18 protein-coding genes and 1 pseudogene are annotated in these 14,573 nt (G+C 42.2%); 7 read left to right on the top strand and 12 right to left on the bottom strand.

The window, feature by feature from the left end; translation table 11 throughout:
* The first annotated feature begins 6 nt into the window (after nucleotides 1-6).
* Both ACK28X_RS05385 and ACK28X_RS05380 read left to right on the top strand, forming a co-directional pair.
* The gene (locus ACK28X_RS05385; RefSeq protein WP_412057396.1) at nucleotides 7-1,785 is read left to right on the top strand and encodes a site-specific DNA-methyltransferase; all 1,779 of its coding nucleotides are present in this window, start codon (nucleotides 7-9) and stop codon (nucleotides 1,783-1,785) included.
* Between the two features lie 2 nt (nucleotides 1,786-1,787).
* Nucleotides 1,788-4,538 (top strand): DEAD/DEAH box helicase, encoded by a 2,751-nt coding sequence (locus ACK28X_RS05380; RefSeq protein WP_412057395.1) that lies wholly within the window; start codon nucleotides 1,788-1,790, stop codon nucleotides 4,536-4,538.
* Here the strand turns inward: ACK28X_RS05380 and ACK28X_RS05375 are convergent.
* The 5 genes from ACK28X_RS05375 to ACK28X_RS05355 all read right to left on the bottom strand — a co-directional run bounded on the left by ACK28X_RS05375 (nucleotide 4,511) and on the right by ACK28X_RS05355 (nucleotide 6,654).
* Entirely contained in the window at nucleotides 4,511-5,008 is a 498-nt protein-coding gene (locus ACK28X_RS05375; protein ID WP_412057394.1) for a lysozyme, read from the bottom strand. The two genes, ACK28X_RS05380 and ACK28X_RS05375, sit on opposite strands and share 28 nt — an antisense overlap.
* Before the next feature lie 89 nt (nucleotides 5,009-5,097).
* Nucleotides 5,098-5,418, bottom strand: a complete 321-nt coding sequence (locus tag ACK28X_RS05370; RefSeq protein ID WP_412057393.1) for a hypothetical protein — start codon at nucleotides 5,416-5,418, stop codon at nucleotides 5,098-5,100.
* Nucleotides 5,419-5,504: 86 nt separating this feature from the next.
* Nucleotides 5,505-5,963: a hypothetical protein gene (locus tag ACK28X_RS05365; RefSeq protein ID WP_412057392.1), complete on the bottom strand. Its 459-nt coding sequence runs from the start codon at nucleotides 5,961-5,963 to the stop codon at nucleotides 5,505-5,507.
* Between the two features lie 11 nt (nucleotides 5,964-5,974).
* Nucleotides 5,975-6,268, bottom strand: a complete 294-nt coding sequence (locus tag ACK28X_RS05360; protein WP_412057391.1) for a DUF6127 family protein — start codon at nucleotides 6,266-6,268, stop codon at nucleotides 5,975-5,977.
* A 23-nt stretch (nucleotides 6,269-6,291) separates the two neighbouring features.
* Nucleotides 6,292-6,654: a hypothetical protein gene (locus ACK28X_RS05355; protein ID WP_412057390.1), complete on the bottom strand. Its 363-nt coding sequence runs from the start codon at nucleotides 6,652-6,654 to the stop codon at nucleotides 6,292-6,294.
* A 158-nt stretch (nucleotides 6,655-6,812) separates the two neighbouring features.
* On the opposite strand from ACK28X_RS05355, the gene ACK28X_RS05350 reads away from it, so the two are divergent.
* The 3 genes from ACK28X_RS05350 (at nucleotide 6,813) to ACK28X_RS05340 (ending at nucleotide 9,514) form a co-directional block, all read left to right on the top strand.
* Nucleotides 6,813-7,289: a DUF488 family protein gene (locus tag ACK28X_RS05350; protein WP_412057389.1), complete on the top strand. Its 477-nt coding sequence runs from the start codon at nucleotides 6,813-6,815 to the stop codon at nucleotides 7,287-7,289.
* Between the two features lie 90 nt (nucleotides 7,290-7,379).
* Nucleotides 7,380-8,366: an AAA family ATPase gene (locus ACK28X_RS05345; RefSeq protein WP_412057388.1), complete on the top strand. Its 987-nt coding sequence runs from the start codon at nucleotides 7,380-7,382 to the stop codon at nucleotides 8,364-8,366.
* 452 nt (nucleotides 8,367-8,818) lie between these two features.
* Complete coding sequence (locus tag ACK28X_RS05340) at nucleotides 8,819-9,514, top strand: Rha family transcriptional regulator (RefSeq protein ID WP_412058290.1); 696 nt, start codon at nucleotides 8,819-8,821, stop codon at nucleotides 9,512-9,514.
* Between the two features lie 54 nt (nucleotides 9,515-9,568).
* On the opposite strand, the gene ACK28X_RS05335 is transcribed toward ACK28X_RS05340, so the two are convergent.
* The 4 genes from ACK28X_RS05335 to ACK28X_RS05320 all read right to left on the bottom strand — a co-directional run bounded on the left by ACK28X_RS05335 (nucleotide 9,569) and on the right by ACK28X_RS05320 (nucleotide 12,640).
* On the bottom strand, nucleotides 9,569-10,135 hold the full coding sequence (locus ACK28X_RS05335) for a hypothetical protein (RefSeq protein WP_412057387.1): 567 nt from the start codon (nucleotides 10,133-10,135) through the stop codon (nucleotides 9,569-9,571).
* A gap of 73 nt (nucleotides 10,136-10,208) precedes the next feature.
* Nucleotides 10,209-11,201, bottom strand: a complete 993-nt coding sequence (locus tag ACK28X_RS05330) for a hypothetical protein (RefSeq protein ID WP_412057386.1) — start codon at nucleotides 11,199-11,201, stop codon at nucleotides 10,209-10,211.
* Entirely contained in the window at nucleotides 11,177-11,587 is a 411-nt protein-coding gene (locus ACK28X_RS05325; RefSeq protein WP_412057385.1) for an ATP-binding protein, read from the bottom strand. The genes ACK28X_RS05330 and ACK28X_RS05325 overlap by 25 nt, the downstream gene beginning before the upstream one ends.
* A gap of 693 nt (nucleotides 11,588-12,280) precedes the next feature.
* Nucleotides 12,281-12,640 (bottom strand): hypothetical protein, encoded by a 360-nt coding sequence (locus ACK28X_RS05320; protein ID WP_412057384.1) that lies wholly within the window; start codon nucleotides 12,638-12,640, stop codon nucleotides 12,281-12,283.
* 101 nt (nucleotides 12,641-12,741) lie between these two features.
* Here ACK28X_RS05320 and ACK28X_RS05315 point away from each other — a divergent pair, with 101 nt between their 5' ends.
* Both ACK28X_RS05315 and ACK28X_RS05310 read left to right on the top strand, forming a co-directional pair.
* Nucleotides 12,742-13,008 carry a BrnT family toxin gene (locus tag ACK28X_RS05315; protein WP_412057383.1) on the top strand — a complete coding sequence of 89 codons (267 nt, stop codon included), beginning with the start codon at nucleotides 12,742-12,744 and terminating at the stop codon, nucleotides 13,006-13,008.
* Nucleotides 12,986-13,295 (top strand): annotated as a pseudogene (locus ACK28X_RS05310) (BrnA antitoxin family protein). The gene ACK28X_RS05315 and the pseudogene ACK28X_RS05310 overlap by 23 nt, the downstream one beginning before the upstream one ends.
* Before the next feature lie 92 nt (nucleotides 13,296-13,387).
* Here ACK28X_RS05310 and ACK28X_RS05305 read toward each other — a convergent pair.
* From ACK28X_RS05305 to ACK28X_RS05295, 3 genes are all read right to left on the bottom strand, one after another.
* Nucleotides 13,388-13,642, bottom strand: coding sequence for a hypothetical protein (locus ACK28X_RS05305; RefSeq protein WP_412057135.1), 255 nt, complete (start codon nucleotides 13,640-13,642; stop codon nucleotides 13,388-13,390).
* A gap of 59 nt (nucleotides 13,643-13,701) precedes the next feature.
* Nucleotides 13,702-13,974 carry a hypothetical protein gene (locus ACK28X_RS05300; protein WP_412057382.1) on the bottom strand — a complete coding sequence of 91 codons (273 nt, stop codon included), beginning with the start codon at nucleotides 13,972-13,974 and terminating at the stop codon, nucleotides 13,702-13,704.
* A 143-nt stretch (nucleotides 13,975-14,117) separates the two neighbouring features.
* On the bottom strand, nucleotides 14,118-14,558 hold the full coding sequence (locus tag ACK28X_RS05295) for an ImmA/IrrE family metallo-endopeptidase (RefSeq protein ID WP_412057381.1): 441 nt from the start codon (nucleotides 14,556-14,558) through the stop codon (nucleotides 14,118-14,120).
* Between the last annotated feature and the right edge of the window lie 15 nt (nucleotides 14,559-14,573).

Below are 14,573 nucleotides of genomic sequence, written 5' to 3'. Positions count from 1 at the left end.
CGCCCAATGAGCCAGAAGAAACAACGATTAGAACTGACATGGATTGGGAAAGATCAGCGCCCGCGTCTTGAGCCACGTATCTTGCTGGAAGAACCTGAAAAATCCTACCACGCCGAAGCGCGCGTGAGTGAGAACGATATCTTTGATAATAAGCTCATATTCGGTGATAATCTGCTGGCGTTAAAAGCGCTGGAAGCGGACTATGCTGGCAAGGTGAAATGCATTTATATCGACCCGCCTTACAATACAGGCAATGCTTTTGAGCATTATGATGATGGTTTGGAGCACTCGACGTGGCTTTCGCTTATGCGCGATCGCCTAGAGCTTTTATGGCTCTTACTCAAAGAGGATGGTTATTTAGCAGTTCAAATCGATGATAACGAATATGCGCGGCTCTACGTCTTAATGTGTGAATTATTTGGCGAATCTAAACTGAAAACAATATGCGTTAAAATGAGTGAAGCAAGTGGTCTAAAAATGGGCTCGGTTAATAAATATGGTGTCATTCCTAAGCTGAAAGAATATATAATCCTTGCTAAAAAGGACAGTGTTAAAAATATAAGGCTTGATCCCGTACCTAAATACAAATGGGATACAGAATATAATATATATTTGGAAAATTTTTCACGCAAGGACAAACAAACAATATCTGAGATAGCTCTTTCTGGATCTATTAGAGATAATGATTTAAACAAAGTAGACGCAATTGCACAGAGAATAACCCTTTTATCAGTAGCACAAAAAATCAAAGAACTAGGTTTAAAAGGAAAAGAAAAAGAAGAGTGGCTGTTTGAAAATGCTTTCAGAATATGCCAATGCGCCACATCAGAATCCGTATTAAAACTTGCTAATTTGAAAAAAGAACACTGCAAACAAGAGATATTTTTTGTTGCTAATAGTAAGAACGATATCCTGTATATGGTGCGTGCAAATTATTCAGAAGAATCTAAAAAACCAAGAGTCCAGTTGATATTTGCAGAAGATAATTTAACGATTCATCCAGGTGACTTATGGACTGACATTAAAACCACAGGCTTGGAAGCAGAAGGTGGCGTTGAATTTAAAAATGGTAAAAAGCCAGAGCAATTGGTAGCTAGAATTATTAAAATGGCCACCAATCCTGGCGATCTCGTTCTTGACTCCTTCCTTGGCTCCGGCACAACGGCAGCCGTTGCTCATAAAATGAAGCGACGTTGGATTGGTATTGAACTTGGCGAGCATTGTGAAACGCACTGTATACCGCGTTTGCAAAAAGTCATTGATGGCACAGATCAAGGCGGCATATCTAAAGCTGTCGATTGGCAAGGCGGCGGCGGATTTCGCTATTATCGCCTCGCGCCCTCTATGCTGGAAAAAGATCAATGGGGTCAGTGGGTCATCAGCAAGGAATATAATGCGGCTATGCTTTCTGAAGCTATGTGCAAACATATGGGCTTTACCTATGCGCCAGATGAAAATCACTATTGGATACATGGTTATTCCACGGAAACAGATTTTATCTATGTGACCACGCGCGCCCTTACGCATGAACAATTGCGTGCCATCAGTGAAGAGGTTGGCCCCAACCGCACGCTCCTTATTTGCTGCAAGGCTTTTAACGCTAAAGCAGATGCCTTCGATAATTTAACGGTCAACAAGATACCCAACGCCGTGCTCAAGCAATGCGAATGGGGCAAGGATGATTATAGCCTCAATGTCGAGAATTTAGAATATAGAGCCAAAGCAACCACCGCATCGGAGCAAGCAGCACCTGATTTATTCTCATATCAAGAGGGGGAAAAATAATCGTGAATCGTACTGTAAGGACTATAACATCACGTCTATCTTTGCGCCAACCGCAAACGCAATCCCTTGAGATTTTAGCGAATGTTGTGGAGCAAATCGAGCTATCAAAAGAATGCGACCTTGCGCATAGTCTCAAGGCTATTCAAGCTCTTTATCCTTCTGTGCAGGATTTTGAACGTGATTTCCCGTCCCTTTGTTTTGCCCTGGCCACAGGCGTTGGTAAAACGCGGCTTATGGGTGCTTTCATTAGCTATCTTTACTTAACAGGCCGCAGCCGCCATTTTTTTGTGCTTGCGCCTAACCTTACGATTTATGAAAAACTCATACAAGATTTTGGGCCCAGAAGTCCTAAATATGTCTTTAAAGGCATACAGGAATTTATAACAAACCCACCTGTCATTATTACAGGTGAAGATTATGCAGATGGTAAAGGCGTGCGCGTTGATGCGCCTCATTTCCGCGGCCAAGGCAGGCTTTTGGAAAGCGGCGATACGCCTTTTATTAATATCTTCAACATCTCAAAGATCAATGCAACTGAAAATAAAAAAGGCGCTGTAAAAACAAATACGCCGCGCATTAAGCGCCTACAAGAAACAATTGGGGAAAGTTATTTTAACTACCTTGCCAATTTACCTGATCTCGTGATGCTTATGGATGAGGCGCACCGCTATCGCGCAAGTGCGGGTGCAGCGGCCATTAATGAGCTTAAGCCCATTCTTGGTATTGAATTAACGGCCACGCCGAAAACAACAGGCGCCAAATCAGTTGATTTTAAAAATATTATTTATGGCTATTCCCTCGCACAGGCCATGAATGATGGTTTTGTTAAAGAGCCCGCCGTTGCGACCCGAAAAGATTTTGACTCTAAAAATTACACAGAAGATGAATTAGAGCGCATAAAACTAGAAGACGGTATCCATCATCATGAGCATGTAAAGGTCGAATTAGACGTTTATGCTCGCCAATATGATCAAAAACTTGTGAAGCCTTTTATATTGGTTGTAGCGCAAGATACCAAGCATGCTCGCCAATTGCGTGAGTTATTGGAATCTGATAGCTTCTTTGAAGGACGCTATAAAGGTAAAGTCGCTGAGGTGCACTCAAAGCAATCTGGCGCTGAAGAAGATGAGAATATTCAACGCCTTATGTCTGTAGAAGACCCCGATGAGCCAACAGAAATCGTTATTCACGTAAACAAGCTGAAAGAAGGGTGGGACGTCACCAATCTTTATACGATTGTGCCTCTTCGTGCTTCAGCTTCTGAGATTTTAACCGAGCAAACGATTGGGCGTGGTTTGCGCTTGCCCTATGGGCGCAGGACCGGTGTTGAAGCAATTGATCGCCTGACGATCATTGCCCATGACAGATTCCAAGAAATTGTTGATAAGGCTAACGACCCGAATTCAATCATCAAGAAACATATTGAAATCGGTGATGGCGGTGATGTGCCTCGTGAGAAATCTCAAATCATCACTGTTCCATCATTCGCTTCAGGCCCTTTGGTTGGTTCTGCTGCGAGTGAAAATGATTATCCTAGTCAGCCAAGTACGGTGCCGCAAAGCATTTTTAATACCCCGCAACAGCGACAAATTGCAGAAATAGCAATAAAAGTTGTCAATCGCTATGAGCATTTAAATACGTCCCGCGAATTATCAGCCCCTGAAATTCAATCGCAAATTATCAAAGAAATTTCAGAACAGATCAAACCAGCGCAAGAATCACTAAATTTAGAGCCTGATGAAACGAGCGCTGTGGTTAAAGATGTCGTCGAAACGGTTACGAAAAATATTGTCGAATTCACTATCGACATTCCCAATGTTGTCGTGATTCCCTCGCGCGATACGACCTACAGCTTCCGCGATTTTGATCTAACAGGATTAGAAAGGCTTAACTACCAGCCGGTCAGCGATGAAATATTGATCCGCCAGCTTCGCACAAACAATAGTAGCTTGCTCTCTTTTGATGGCGGCTATGATAGAGAAGAACAGCTTGAAAACTATATTACTCGAGGCATGGTAGACCATGATCTTGTTGATTATGACGAGCATTGTGTATTACTCAACAAACTAGCAGGACAGATTATCGAGCGATTCAAATCCTATTTGTCGAACGAAAAAGATGTCGAAAATGTCCTTATCCATAACCAAAAAAGCATAACCGAATTTATTATCACACAACTCAAGGCTCATTATTGGGAAACCTCGACGGATTATCAGGTTAATGTCACCCGAGGATTTACAATACTTAAGCCACTCAATTATACTATTGTAGAAGGTTCAACGCCGCGAGATTTCCGATATATTCCAGAAAAGAAAAGCGATGTAAAAAAGATTGTTTTTGGCGGCTTTAAAAAATGTTGTTACCCGTTGCAAAAATTTGATTCCGTTGATGGCGAGCTCAGATTTGCTCAAATACTGGAAAATGATGAGCAAGTTTTACTCTGGGTGAAACCACCGCTCGGCGTTCCCCTCATTGAATATAAAAATGGCCTTAAATATGAACCAGATTTTGTTGTTGAAACTATTGATACGAAATATCTATGTGAAATAAAAATGGCCTCGCAAATGCAAGATGACACCGTTTTGGCAAAACAAAAAGCAGCCATACTTTGGTGTGAACGCGCCACACAGCATGCCAAAGACAATAATGGTAAACCATGGTACTATATTCTTATTCCACATGATATGATCACTGCAAATAAAAGCTTTATGGGCTTGGTCAATAGCTATAAAATTGATAGTCCCACTTGTTGATATAAATCAGCCTCTGCTTGGCGGCGGAGGATGAGGCCTTTGAGTTTACGCCCACCGGCAAAGACCCAACGCAGAAATTGTTCAGGCGCCTCATTATGTTCGCCGCGATTGATTTTACGCCGTAGCGTTGAGCTTTGTAGTGCGCCCCCGCCCAAATTATAAGTAAAAGACACCAGCGCATCAAACTGATTAGACGTCAAAGGCACGTTAATCAGCCGCAACACAGCTCGCTCTGCAACCACAGTGTCTTGGCGTAAAAGCGCAATAGCGTGCGCCTCATCAATGCCCGCTGAAAACTCCTCATTGTCTTTGACGACATGGCCATAGCCAATCGTCGGATAGCCCGCTGGACAAAAATAAACGGTTGGAGAGAAACCCTCAAACCGCTTAATCAAATTTAGTCCCTTATCGCTAACGGTGCGATGTTTAGCCGCTCCGTTCGAGCGCTCAAACTGTGTGATATGGCGCATAATATGCTTCCCTTGCGTTACAGTAATCAGTGGGCTTTTTTAGGCCCAGAGTTGCCCAGGCGAGCGTTATGCTCGCCTAAGTGATCGCTTTATTCGTCAACCAATATGCCCATTACTTCCAAACGCTTATCGCCGTTTTCAAAAACGCCGACCCAGAAATAATCGTCTCCATCTAGACTATCTTTGCGTTCCATCATCAGCGTAAACTGGTCAATGCCTCTTTGCTTAGCAGTGCCGTAATCTTCAAGGGCGTACCAAGATTTGCTTGCTAGCGTGCAAGCCATAGATTTCATTGTATATTCAAAAATATCGAGTAAATTCTCTTTTTCAAGCGCGGTGCAGTTTTCATTTTGAACATCGATAATTTCTGCAATTGCAAATTGTTTGCTTTTTTTAAATCGTTTAGCCATCGCCTAACTCCTTGTTTTTTAATGGTTTTTACGATTACAGTAATGCTTCCTTTCCAACGCTTATCAAGTCAATAAGCTTATGTTTTTCAATATTTTAATTGCATTTTTGCCAAGGCTCGCTGCCCAAACCAAAACGACATCACCGCCGCAAATAAGGCTTGTGTTTCACCATCCCACACCGTAATCAGCCCCGTTGTAAAATCATGGCCATTATTCAAGAGCCGCAATAAAATCACGGTTTTGACCGTGGCAAAAAGGATAAAAAATGCATAGGTGATAATCGGCCGCACCGACGCACCCAAGGCCTCGACCCATCGCACACCGCTAGGCCTATTGGCATAGGCATAAAGCGCCCTGGTCTCTCCCATATCCGCTTGCACCTCTATCTCTTGAAGGCGTTGGTTATGGCCTTGCCGCTGCTGCTCCATTTGTAATTGTAAAATCGCCAATTCATGTTTGCGATCTTCCTTATCACGCCATATTTTAAGTAGATCAGGAAAAGCGGACGATAAAAAGCCTAGAAGGCTGCCAAGTAAAGTCAGCATAGTGTTCTCCTTTATTTCGGGGTAAAAAGACCAAGTTTGGCGGCAACTCCTGCAACCAATAGCGCCAGCACGCTAATCGTTAGCCAGCGCACTACTGTTTGCAGAAAAGTGCGTTGCATCGTTTTGATTGACCCTGCCAAATCGCGCAAAGTGCGAATATCATTCGCGGCCTCAATGTCGGCCAAGCCCACTTCTTTCAGGGCTTTTCGTGCGCCACGACAAGCAGCATTCTCGAGCAAAGATTCAAATTCACCACGCGGCAGACACACCATATCGTGCTGCCCCTGATCATTATCAGCGGTCATAAATATTCTCCATGTTTTAATGATTATTGGTCAGCACTATGGACGCGTTGGTTTTCAACGACAGCATTGATTTCAACAAGGTCGCCACGCGGACGCACGCTCGTTACGCGTGCAAGCGTGCTCCATTTTTCGCCCACGCCAAAAGCAATATGGGTGCGCTCTTGGCTCTCACCCGTATAGGGTTCAAAATCGAGCTTTTCTTGTAAAACAACTTGATTGGGGGCGTTGCCAGGCTTCACCGGCCACGGCCCTGAAACGCTGCCGTCATATTTGCGCAGGCTGATAAAATGATCGCCAAGTGCGTGATCCCAAGTCAATGGCTCCGATAGAGTCAAAATATTGCCATCAATTGTAATAATTTCACCGCCTTGGCCCCAGCTTGGCATATCATGAGTTATTGAAATTAAATCACATGTTATTGTAAAAAAATCAAAAACTTAGCTTTTAAAAAGTGTCAAACCTTGGTTAAAATATCAATAACTTAGCAGGATTTTGTCAAACCTTGCCTCTGTCCATTTTTGCCTTTGAGAAGATACAAAATACAATGAAAATTACCGCCGCTGATCACACCGTAGCAGATACATGCCTTTTTACGATTGGGTATGAAGGTATTTCGCTAGCGACTTATCTAAACCATCTCATAGAAAACAACGTAAGAACTTTGGTTGATGTACGGCGCAATCCTATTAGCCGTAAAAAAGGCTTTTCCAAAAAAGCTTTATCTGCGGCAGTTGAAGATGTGAGAATTGCGTATGTACATCTTCCTGAATTAGGCATTGCATCGCAAAAGCGGCAAGCCCTTAAAACACCAGAAGACTACGTGAACCTTTTAGAGGCATACGAACGCGATTTATTAGCGAATCATACAGCAACTATTGATGTCTTATGGGATAGGTTGCAACGAGATCAACGAATAGCACTTACTTGTTTTGAATGTGACGCCTCTTTTTGTCATCGTAGTCGTATTGCAAAAGTGCTGACAGATCGTCCTGACTGGGTCTATGGGATCAAGCATATATGACGCGGTGAGCACGCGCTAAGCAAGCGCAAAGATAAATGGCATGATTGTAGCGGTAGAACTCGTACCCCAATAAATAAAGACAGGTGACCTATGTCTAATGCAAAGCTACTTCGACAGTTGATAAAAACCGGCATTGAAGGGGATGTGGACGGCTTTAAAGCTGCATCAGAGGCGATTATTCGTGAAGAGCGTGAGAAGAAGCATCACTTGGTCGCTAATGATCTTGAGCGCCTGCTTTATGGTGGGCGGTCGCCGTCTAGTGGTAGTTTCTTGCGCCTGTTTCCAGTAAAAGATTTGCCTATTAATAAAGACAGCGGTTTATTGCTGTTGGAAGAGAGAGCTGCTACACGTGACGAAAACGATATTGTGTTGGGAGATGCGGCGCGTTTAGCGCTAGAAGAAATACTAATAGAGTATGAGCGCGCCGATATCTTACTTGCTCATGGTTTACAACCCGCTCAGCGCCTATTGTTTTGTGGCCCTTCAGGTTGTGGAAAGACGCTTGCGGCTGAAGTGATTGCAAGTGCACTTCAAATGCCGCTCTTGGTTGTGCGCTTGGATTGCGTTATCACTTCCCTATTAGGTGAAACATCGGCCAACCTGCGCAAGGTCTTTGATTATGTGTCATCTCGACCCGTCGTTGCGTTATTTGATGAGTTTGATGCCCTCAGTAAAGATCGCGGCGCAGGCGATGACCACGGTGAGCTGAAGCGCTCTGTTAATGCTGTGCTACAAATGATGGATAGTTATAGGGGGCAAAGTATTCTCATAGCTACGACTAACTATGAGACTCTGTTAGATAAAGCGGTATGGCGTCGTTTTGATGAAGTTATTCGGTTTGAGCCACCAGATCTTAAGCAGATCAAACAGTTACTTGCTTTAAAGTTGGCTGGTGTTCGCCGCAAGTTTGATACAGGTGATCCCAAAATAATCTCTCTGTTTGAGGGACTATCCTATGCTGATATTGAGCGCGTGTTGCGTCGCGCTGTCAAAGACATGATTTTATCAAAGGAGGAATTTCTTACTAGAGGTTATTTAGAGGGTGCACTAGCGAAAGAATACCAACAAGCACATTAAACCGTTTAAGGGGGGAATGTTAGCAGTTATTGTTGTTAAGATAACAATAAGCCTAAAATCAAAAGGTAGGGCATGGGGCAAATCGCCTCGCTTGACAAAAATCCTAAAACCGCTATGTTGAGAGCAAGTGCTTCAAAAACACTTCAATCGTTAGCGGTCAAATAACCGAAATTATTTACCGTTCCGAACAATTCGACTTATTGTCATGCTTCTATGCATGTGCTTTATGTCGGGTGTGGTTACGCCATACAATACCCGCAAGGGGAAAGTGTAACGACGGACTAACGACCGTGTTTTTGAGCACCCGACACCCTTACGGGTGTCTTATCAAAAACGTTAATTTCGTTAGGAGCAAAACCATGACTGGTTCAGTGAACAATGCCAAAAAGGCAAAAAAAACTTCCCAAATAAAACAAGAGCTTTCGAAAGGCTTAGACGCATCAGTACTCACTATGTCTAGCCGCGAAATCGCAAAGCTGTGTGGTAAACGGCATGATCATGTCATGCGGGATATTCGGCAAATGTTAACGGAGTTGTACGCCGAAGAAGGTATCATCAAATCTGAAGATACCTCTTTAGAAGCCTCAAAAGAAGCATGCGCAGGGGGTCTCCCCAAATTTGGGGGCACCTATTTGGATAAGCAAGGAAAGAAACAAAACTGCTACTACCTTCCCAAGCGCGAATGCTTGATCCTTGTTTCAGGTTACAGCACAGTGTTGCGGGCAAAGATTGTCGACCGCTGGTTAGAGCTGGAGCAAGCACATCAACCACAGCTACAATTGACGCAAGAAGATGATACCGTCTATCGCCTTCCAGAAGACCGCACAAAAATACCACTACGCATCAGAGACTGCATCGATAAACACGCCCAACAACTAGCCGCGCTATATCGGCTAGAAGCAGAGGCCTATTTGCTTAATCATGTTTACATGGGTGCCGTAGGCATATGGCGTGAGATATCCTTCTCAAAGGTCGAAGAACGTCTAAAGAAAGTCCTATGGCTAGATGTGGTCGATAAAGAGTTAGCCGAAATGCGCTCTGCCCATTATCTTCTTTTCAGAGCGCTAAGAGACATGATCACAAGAGACGTTAAGAAGCTGGAAGAGCTACACCTTTCAGCACCTAACGAGCGCTTACTGGTCGCTTAAGCGTAAACAACTTCCCCCGTCTTTAGGCGGGGGATTTTGATGACTTGTATCAGTTCAGCCTATCCCAAGCTTTTTAAAGAACGCTTTGTTTCGCATTTTTGCGTCTTTAAGAAGCTTTGTCCAGCTCAAGACCTCTATATAGAGATTGCCACTATCGTGCCATTGAAACCAACCTAATCCATCAGGCATCGGCTTAAAGTCTTTTATTTTGAGAAGCCACCTATTTACTTTAGGTGTTAAGTCGCAAATCACGTATCCGTAAAAAGGTGTTGTTTCATTAACGCGAATATTTAATCCAGTGGGTGTACGGAACTCGCCATCTCTAATATGGTTTACATATTGAATAATTTGTGTAATGGGGTCTTCGCTCGAGGATTCATTAGCGAAATCGTCTCGCTGTGGTCTTTTAAATTCAAATATCGTTATAGGATTGCTAGTTTCATTCTCACCCCGAAATGCTACACGTTGATCATAAGCTATAATATCAGGCCGACCACTATTCTTAGAACCGTCTAGGGATTTGTCAGATGAAATATAAGAAGTAAAGTTTAACCTTTCATCTAGTATCCAAAGATTGTGGTCATCATAATTGAGACTTTCTGTATCTTTTTTACGTGGCATGATGATATCATGTAGTTCGCCTTCAGATTTATATTTACAATTGGCGTCTATTTCCAGTGATTTTTCAAAAATATCAAATCAATTTCCTCATACAGACGTAGTGCGCAAGATCATTTTTACTTGTTGCAGAAATCCTTTTCACTACTTGACTGACGTTTTTAGCTAATTTATCGGAATTTTGCGTTTTTAATAAGGCAGTCACCTGCTGAAGTGTTTCCGTTTCTTTTTCGTGCTTTTTCCGTTGAAGATAAAGCTCAATATCTGTATTTGATGGCTTCATACCTAGATCACTAAAATCAACCTCCTTCGCGAGGGTTTTATGCCATGGCGCCCCATTACTAATATAATTATTAATTAGCTCCTGTTTATCCGCCCTCCTCTTTGCAAGAGCATTTTCTAAAACAGATTGAGCAATTTCAGCGGCTGTTTCTTCAATTTGACTTTGAGAAATACTGCTAAAAAGATCTGTATCTGGCGGAAAATTGAATTCACTGCGTTCAAGCGACACATGTTGGTTTAGATACTCACCAAAAACGTAGACCTTGAGGCAAAACTTTTGTTCCTTTGAGGATATACCATCTATATCATTATCGCAGAACAGTTCTTCAAATTCTGGTGCATATTTAGAAAGTGAAGTGGATACTACATTTCGGCGATGTGCTATAAGGCAAATTTCATTCTTAGGCGCTCCTAAATCTTTTCTTTGCCCATAAAATTTAAAAATCCGCACCTGAAATTTTTCTGCTTCTTGGTGCGCTTGGAGCGTGAATATATTTCGTTCAATAGGTAGTTCAACAATTTTACTATCATCGCTTATTACATAATCGTTGAGGCAAATACTATTGTTAGGGTCGTTCTCCTCACATAGTGTGATATCTGGGCAAATTATATCTTTATCTAGAAAATATAATAACAACCGAGCTACGATAACATGAGCAATATTATCAATATTTTTATGCGGAAAACTATCTGATTTTAACCCATATATTTTAACGACTGTGCCAGTATGCTTATTCTTGGAAACAGATGTCTTCTCATTGATTATAATATCTTGTTCTTTCCCCATCTCTTAAACAAGCGATCGTAGAGTATACTATTGGTAACAAAGGTGCTTTCTACCTCTAAATGATCATAATATTTGAGACAAGAAAATCGCCCGAAACCCTTGCCGCCTAAATGAGCCTTCTGGTCACTATAGACTGTATCAAATGATTTACGATTATCTTCCGTAAAGCCAATCCCGTTATCTCTCACGATAAAGCCATCAATAACACCCAATCTATCAATAAAATCGCCTTGGCTACGTATGACTTGAATGTTAATAGAGCCTTTCCCATCACCTTTTTGTTCGGTGGCGTGAATGGCGTTTACAACTAGCTCTAGCAATGGCGTATAAATATTAGTGCCAGATCGGATGTTTTCAATTAGCCGTTTAATGTTAACATTGCTCATATCTGCTCCAGCACATTACCCGATACACCGCTTAACCTCAATTATAAAATATCCAAAAACCTTCGGTAGTTGTCTCCTCAATCAATCCCCCTTCAGCATATATGTTTTTTTTAAGATAAAGACTAATATTATCAATGGAGCACTTGAATAACTCTGCCATAAGCTTGTGACTAAGCCTAATTAAATAGTTCTCACAACCAGTTTGAATGCTTTCTTCGCCTGCTTATTGGATAAAAATCAAAAATTCAGCTCTAATATTGCGGGTGATTAGTTTTTTTTTAGGAGAGACACGACACCTATCGAAATGAGTCTTCTAGTGCTTCATGTTACTAATTTTCTCTTGCCTGTCAAACGATAGCGATAAGAAGTTGGTGCAGATCATCACGGCGTTTGCACTGTTTTTATAAGAGAAGGTTCGCACCGATATTTCGCATGCAGTACCATTTGTTTTGTAGACGCGTCCATACAGAGATTATGAGTGAGTTTTTAAAGAAATGGAGCCACAGTACAGGAAAAATAAAAGCCATGACTTACAGCTTTGCTCTTGGCATGACCTATAAAAAATAAAGCCCTAGCGGAAACTAGGACTTTATTAAACTCAATAACTCAGAAAAGTCATCATTCATGAATTGGATCAATAGTAGCGTAGATATATTTTCATGTCAAGAAAATTTAACTAGCTAAAATATAGACTTATCTAGTTTTGTCCACGTGAAAATAATAGCGCAAGACGCTAAGCAACAGCTCTATGCTGGAAACACCAACAGCACCACAAATAAACCCCGCTAAACCCATAATATTATTAGGGCTGAGGCCATCATCAACGCCCACCATATCAAATCTTAGCAAGAGATGATAAAGCATATAAGAAACGGTGGGTGAAGCATAAATCGCCAATACACCGCCGCCCACCCATTCACAAACCCGTTGCCAACACGATTTATCATGATTGGCCAATTGACGTACAAAAGCACCAAATATACCAGCAAGCGCTGTTGATAGCATCATGCCAAACCATGAAAGCCAATCGGGGGGTATCTGTTTTTCGGGCATAGGGGATCCTTCTTACTGTGTAGATATTTTACGCCTTGCCACTGTAATTTTCGTACACATAAATGTTGACACAAGTTTTTATTTTTCGTGTACAAAAAATTATGAAAATAATTTGGGATGAACCAAAGCGCCTTTCAAACCTTGATAAGCATGGCTTAGACTTTAGCGATGTCATTTATTTTGATTGGAAAAACGCTTTTATCAGTGACACCTATTCAAACCGTTTAAAAGCGATTGGCCGTTTTGCTAATGGTACAATGGTTGTTGTATTTGCACTGCTTGGAACAGAAGCTATATCTGTGATCAGCTTTCGCCCCGCTAACGAAAAAGAAAGGAAGGTTTTCAATGACCACTATAAAAAGCTTTAAGGAGGGTCGAGGCTATACAAAGGAAGATTGGGAAGATGTTACTTCTCCACCTTTAACTGATGAGGAGTTAGCGCATTTAAAACCAGCCCAAGAGGTTTTGCCTGCTTCTTTTTTTCAACGTGTGGAAGAGGAAAGACGCAAGCGTGGGCGGCCGCGGGTAAGTGTACCAAAGGAGGCTGTAACCTTGCGACTCGCTCGCCCCTGACGTCATCGCTCACTTTAAGACATGTGGGGCTGATTGGCGCGCAAAAATGAGTGAAGTCCTTACAAAAGCTAGTGAAGAGTAACCTATTTCCAACAATGTTGTTTTTTGCCGAATAGATCAGTGGTAAGTACCCAACGCGCAAGCTTTGGTTCATCGGCAACAAGGCGTGCGGGCTTATTGACTCGGGGTGGTCTCGTCCAGCCCATGCACAAGGGCGGTGCATTCATCTGACAGCCCGCCAAGAGCACGGCAGAGGTCAAAATCAGAAAGGTTAATAACTTCATCGGTGATTTTGCTCCTCTCACGAAAGGCCGAAACAGCACTCTTTAAGCTATCTACCCGTGCTATGCTTTTGCCATAAAAAAAGCCGCTCATAAAAGCGGCAAGGACTAGGGCACCATAAACCCCAAGGCGGTAGGGAAACGGCATATGCGCTCCTTAATAAGGTTCGAATCAGTCTGCCAAGTGGATTACTACGTATCCTATTGTCATTTGGATATGCCTCGCCCAAAGATATAACCAAGCGCAGTTAGTGAAATTGTGACGGATGTCTTGCTTAGATCACTTAATAACTTGACATTTTCAGATACAAAAAAAGATGCAAAACAAAGAAGTGCAAATATAAAAATACCGCCAACAACTGCTATCAATGCGATAAAAAGGGGCATATTGTCCCAAGAGCCAAAGAATTCACCAAGCTTTCCGATTTTTATTTTTTCTTTTTCTATGCATTGCTGGTGATCAAGTTTTGACAGTCGCATCTTATGCTCTATAGAACTCTTCAAATCCTCTTCTAGTACTGATGAATTATCCGTATCTAGTATAGATACCTCTTTTTTTTTAAGCCCCCCTTATCCAATGCCATATTCAAACTCTAGTCGGTTCTTAAGCATAGGAATGGAGGTTAAGAATATCTTTGAAAGCGTTGGCAGTGGCTGTTGATAAAATTCATCCAGCATAAAGCGCGGCACAAGCAAATGAGCGGCAAAACAATTGCTTCTTTTTCTTGCACAGCGTTTTCATTATTCAGGTCTTGGCGCATAAGGACTTTGTACGCGTTTGACGCCGCCCATTCCTTATGGAGTAAGGCATGGCCAAGCTCATGGGCAATGGTAAACATTTGCCGTAAGGGATATTCATCCTTATTGATATAAATCGCGTGTTCCTCGGCGTCATAAAACCCAGAAACATTGTTAATCGCTTCCTCTGATGTAAAGCTTACAAATTTGAGTTTGATGTTTTCATTTCGTGCAAGCTCCATAACGTTAACGGGGGGAGAACTGATACCGTATGTCTTTAATAGCCCAAGAGCCGTATTCTTGGCTTTAACATAATTGGGTTGCATGGCTCTATCCTGCAC

Source organism: Bartonella sp. DGB2 (assembly GCF_046843095.1).
GTDB lineage: Bacteria > Pseudomonadota > Alphaproteobacteria > Rhizobiales > Rhizobiaceae > Bartonella.
Note: the sequence above shows the minus strand (reverse complement) of the source record. Positions and strands in the feature narration are given on the sequence as shown.

Excerpts from the sequence above, each read along its gene's own strand:
- ACK28X_RS05350 (WP_412057389.1), top strand. The coding sequence starts at position 6,813 with ATGAAAATTACCGCCGCTGATCACACCGTAGCAGATACATGCCTTTTT.
- ACK28X_RS05330 (WP_412057386.1), bottom strand. The coding sequence starts at position 11,201 with ATGGGGAAAGAACAAGATATTATAATCAATGAGAAGACATCTGTTTCC.
- ACK28X_RS05315 (WP_412057383.1), top strand. The coding sequence starts at position 12,742 with ATGAAAATAATTTGGGATGAACCAAAGCGCCTTTCAAACCTTGATAAG.
- ACK28X_RS05335 (WP_412057387.1), bottom strand. The coding sequence starts at position 10,135 with ATGCCACGTAAAAAAGATACAGAAAGTCTCAATTATGATGACCACAAT.
- ACK28X_RS05325 (WP_412057385.1), bottom strand. The coding sequence starts at position 11,587 with ATGAGCAATGTTAACATTAAACGGCTAATTGAAAACATCCGATCTGGC.
- ACK28X_RS05360 (WP_412057391.1), bottom strand. The coding sequence starts at position 6,268 with ATGACCGCTGATAATGATCAGGGGCAGCACGATATGGTGTGTCTGCCG.
- ACK28X_RS05355 (WP_412057390.1), bottom strand. The coding sequence starts at position 6,654 with ATGCCAAGCTGGGGCCAAGGCGGTGAAATTATTACAATTGATGGCAAT.
- ACK28X_RS05340 (WP_412058290.1), top strand. The coding sequence starts at position 8,819 with ATGTCTAGCCGCGAAATCGCAAAGCTGTGTGGTAAACGGCATGATCAT.
- ACK28X_RS05385 (WP_412057396.1), top strand. The coding sequence starts at position 7 with ATGAGCCAGAAGAAACAACGATTAGAACTGACATGGATTGGGAAAGAT.
- ACK28X_RS05300 (WP_412057382.1), bottom strand. The coding sequence starts at position 13,974 with ATGCGACTGTCAAAACTTGATCACCAGCAATGCATAGAAAAAGAAAAA.
- ACK28X_RS05375 (WP_412057394.1), bottom strand. The coding sequence starts at position 5,008 with ATGCGCCATATCACACAGTTTGAGCGCTCGAACGGAGCGGCTAAACAT.
- ACK28X_RS05365 (WP_412057392.1), bottom strand. The coding sequence starts at position 5,963 with ATGCTGACTTTACTTGGCAGCCTTCTAGGCTTTTTATCGTCCGCTTTT.
- ACK28X_RS05305 (WP_412057135.1), bottom strand. The coding sequence starts at position 13,642 with ATGCCGTTTCCCTACCGCCTTGGGGTTTATGGTGCCCTAGTCCTTGCC.
- ACK28X_RS05295 (WP_412057381.1), bottom strand. The coding sequence starts at position 14,558 with ATGCAACCCAATTATGTTAAAGCCAAGAATACGGCTCTTGGGCTATTA.
- ACK28X_RS05370 (WP_412057393.1), bottom strand. The coding sequence starts at position 5,418 with ATGGCTAAACGATTTAAAAAAAGCAAACAATTTGCAATTGCAGAAATT.
- ACK28X_RS05345 (WP_412057388.1), top strand. The coding sequence starts at position 7,380 with ATGTCTAATGCAAAGCTACTTCGACAGTTGATAAAAACCGGCATTGAA.
- ACK28X_RS05320 (WP_412057384.1), bottom strand. The coding sequence starts at position 12,640 with ATGCCCGAAAAACAGATACCCCCCGATTGGCTTTCATGGTTTGGCATG.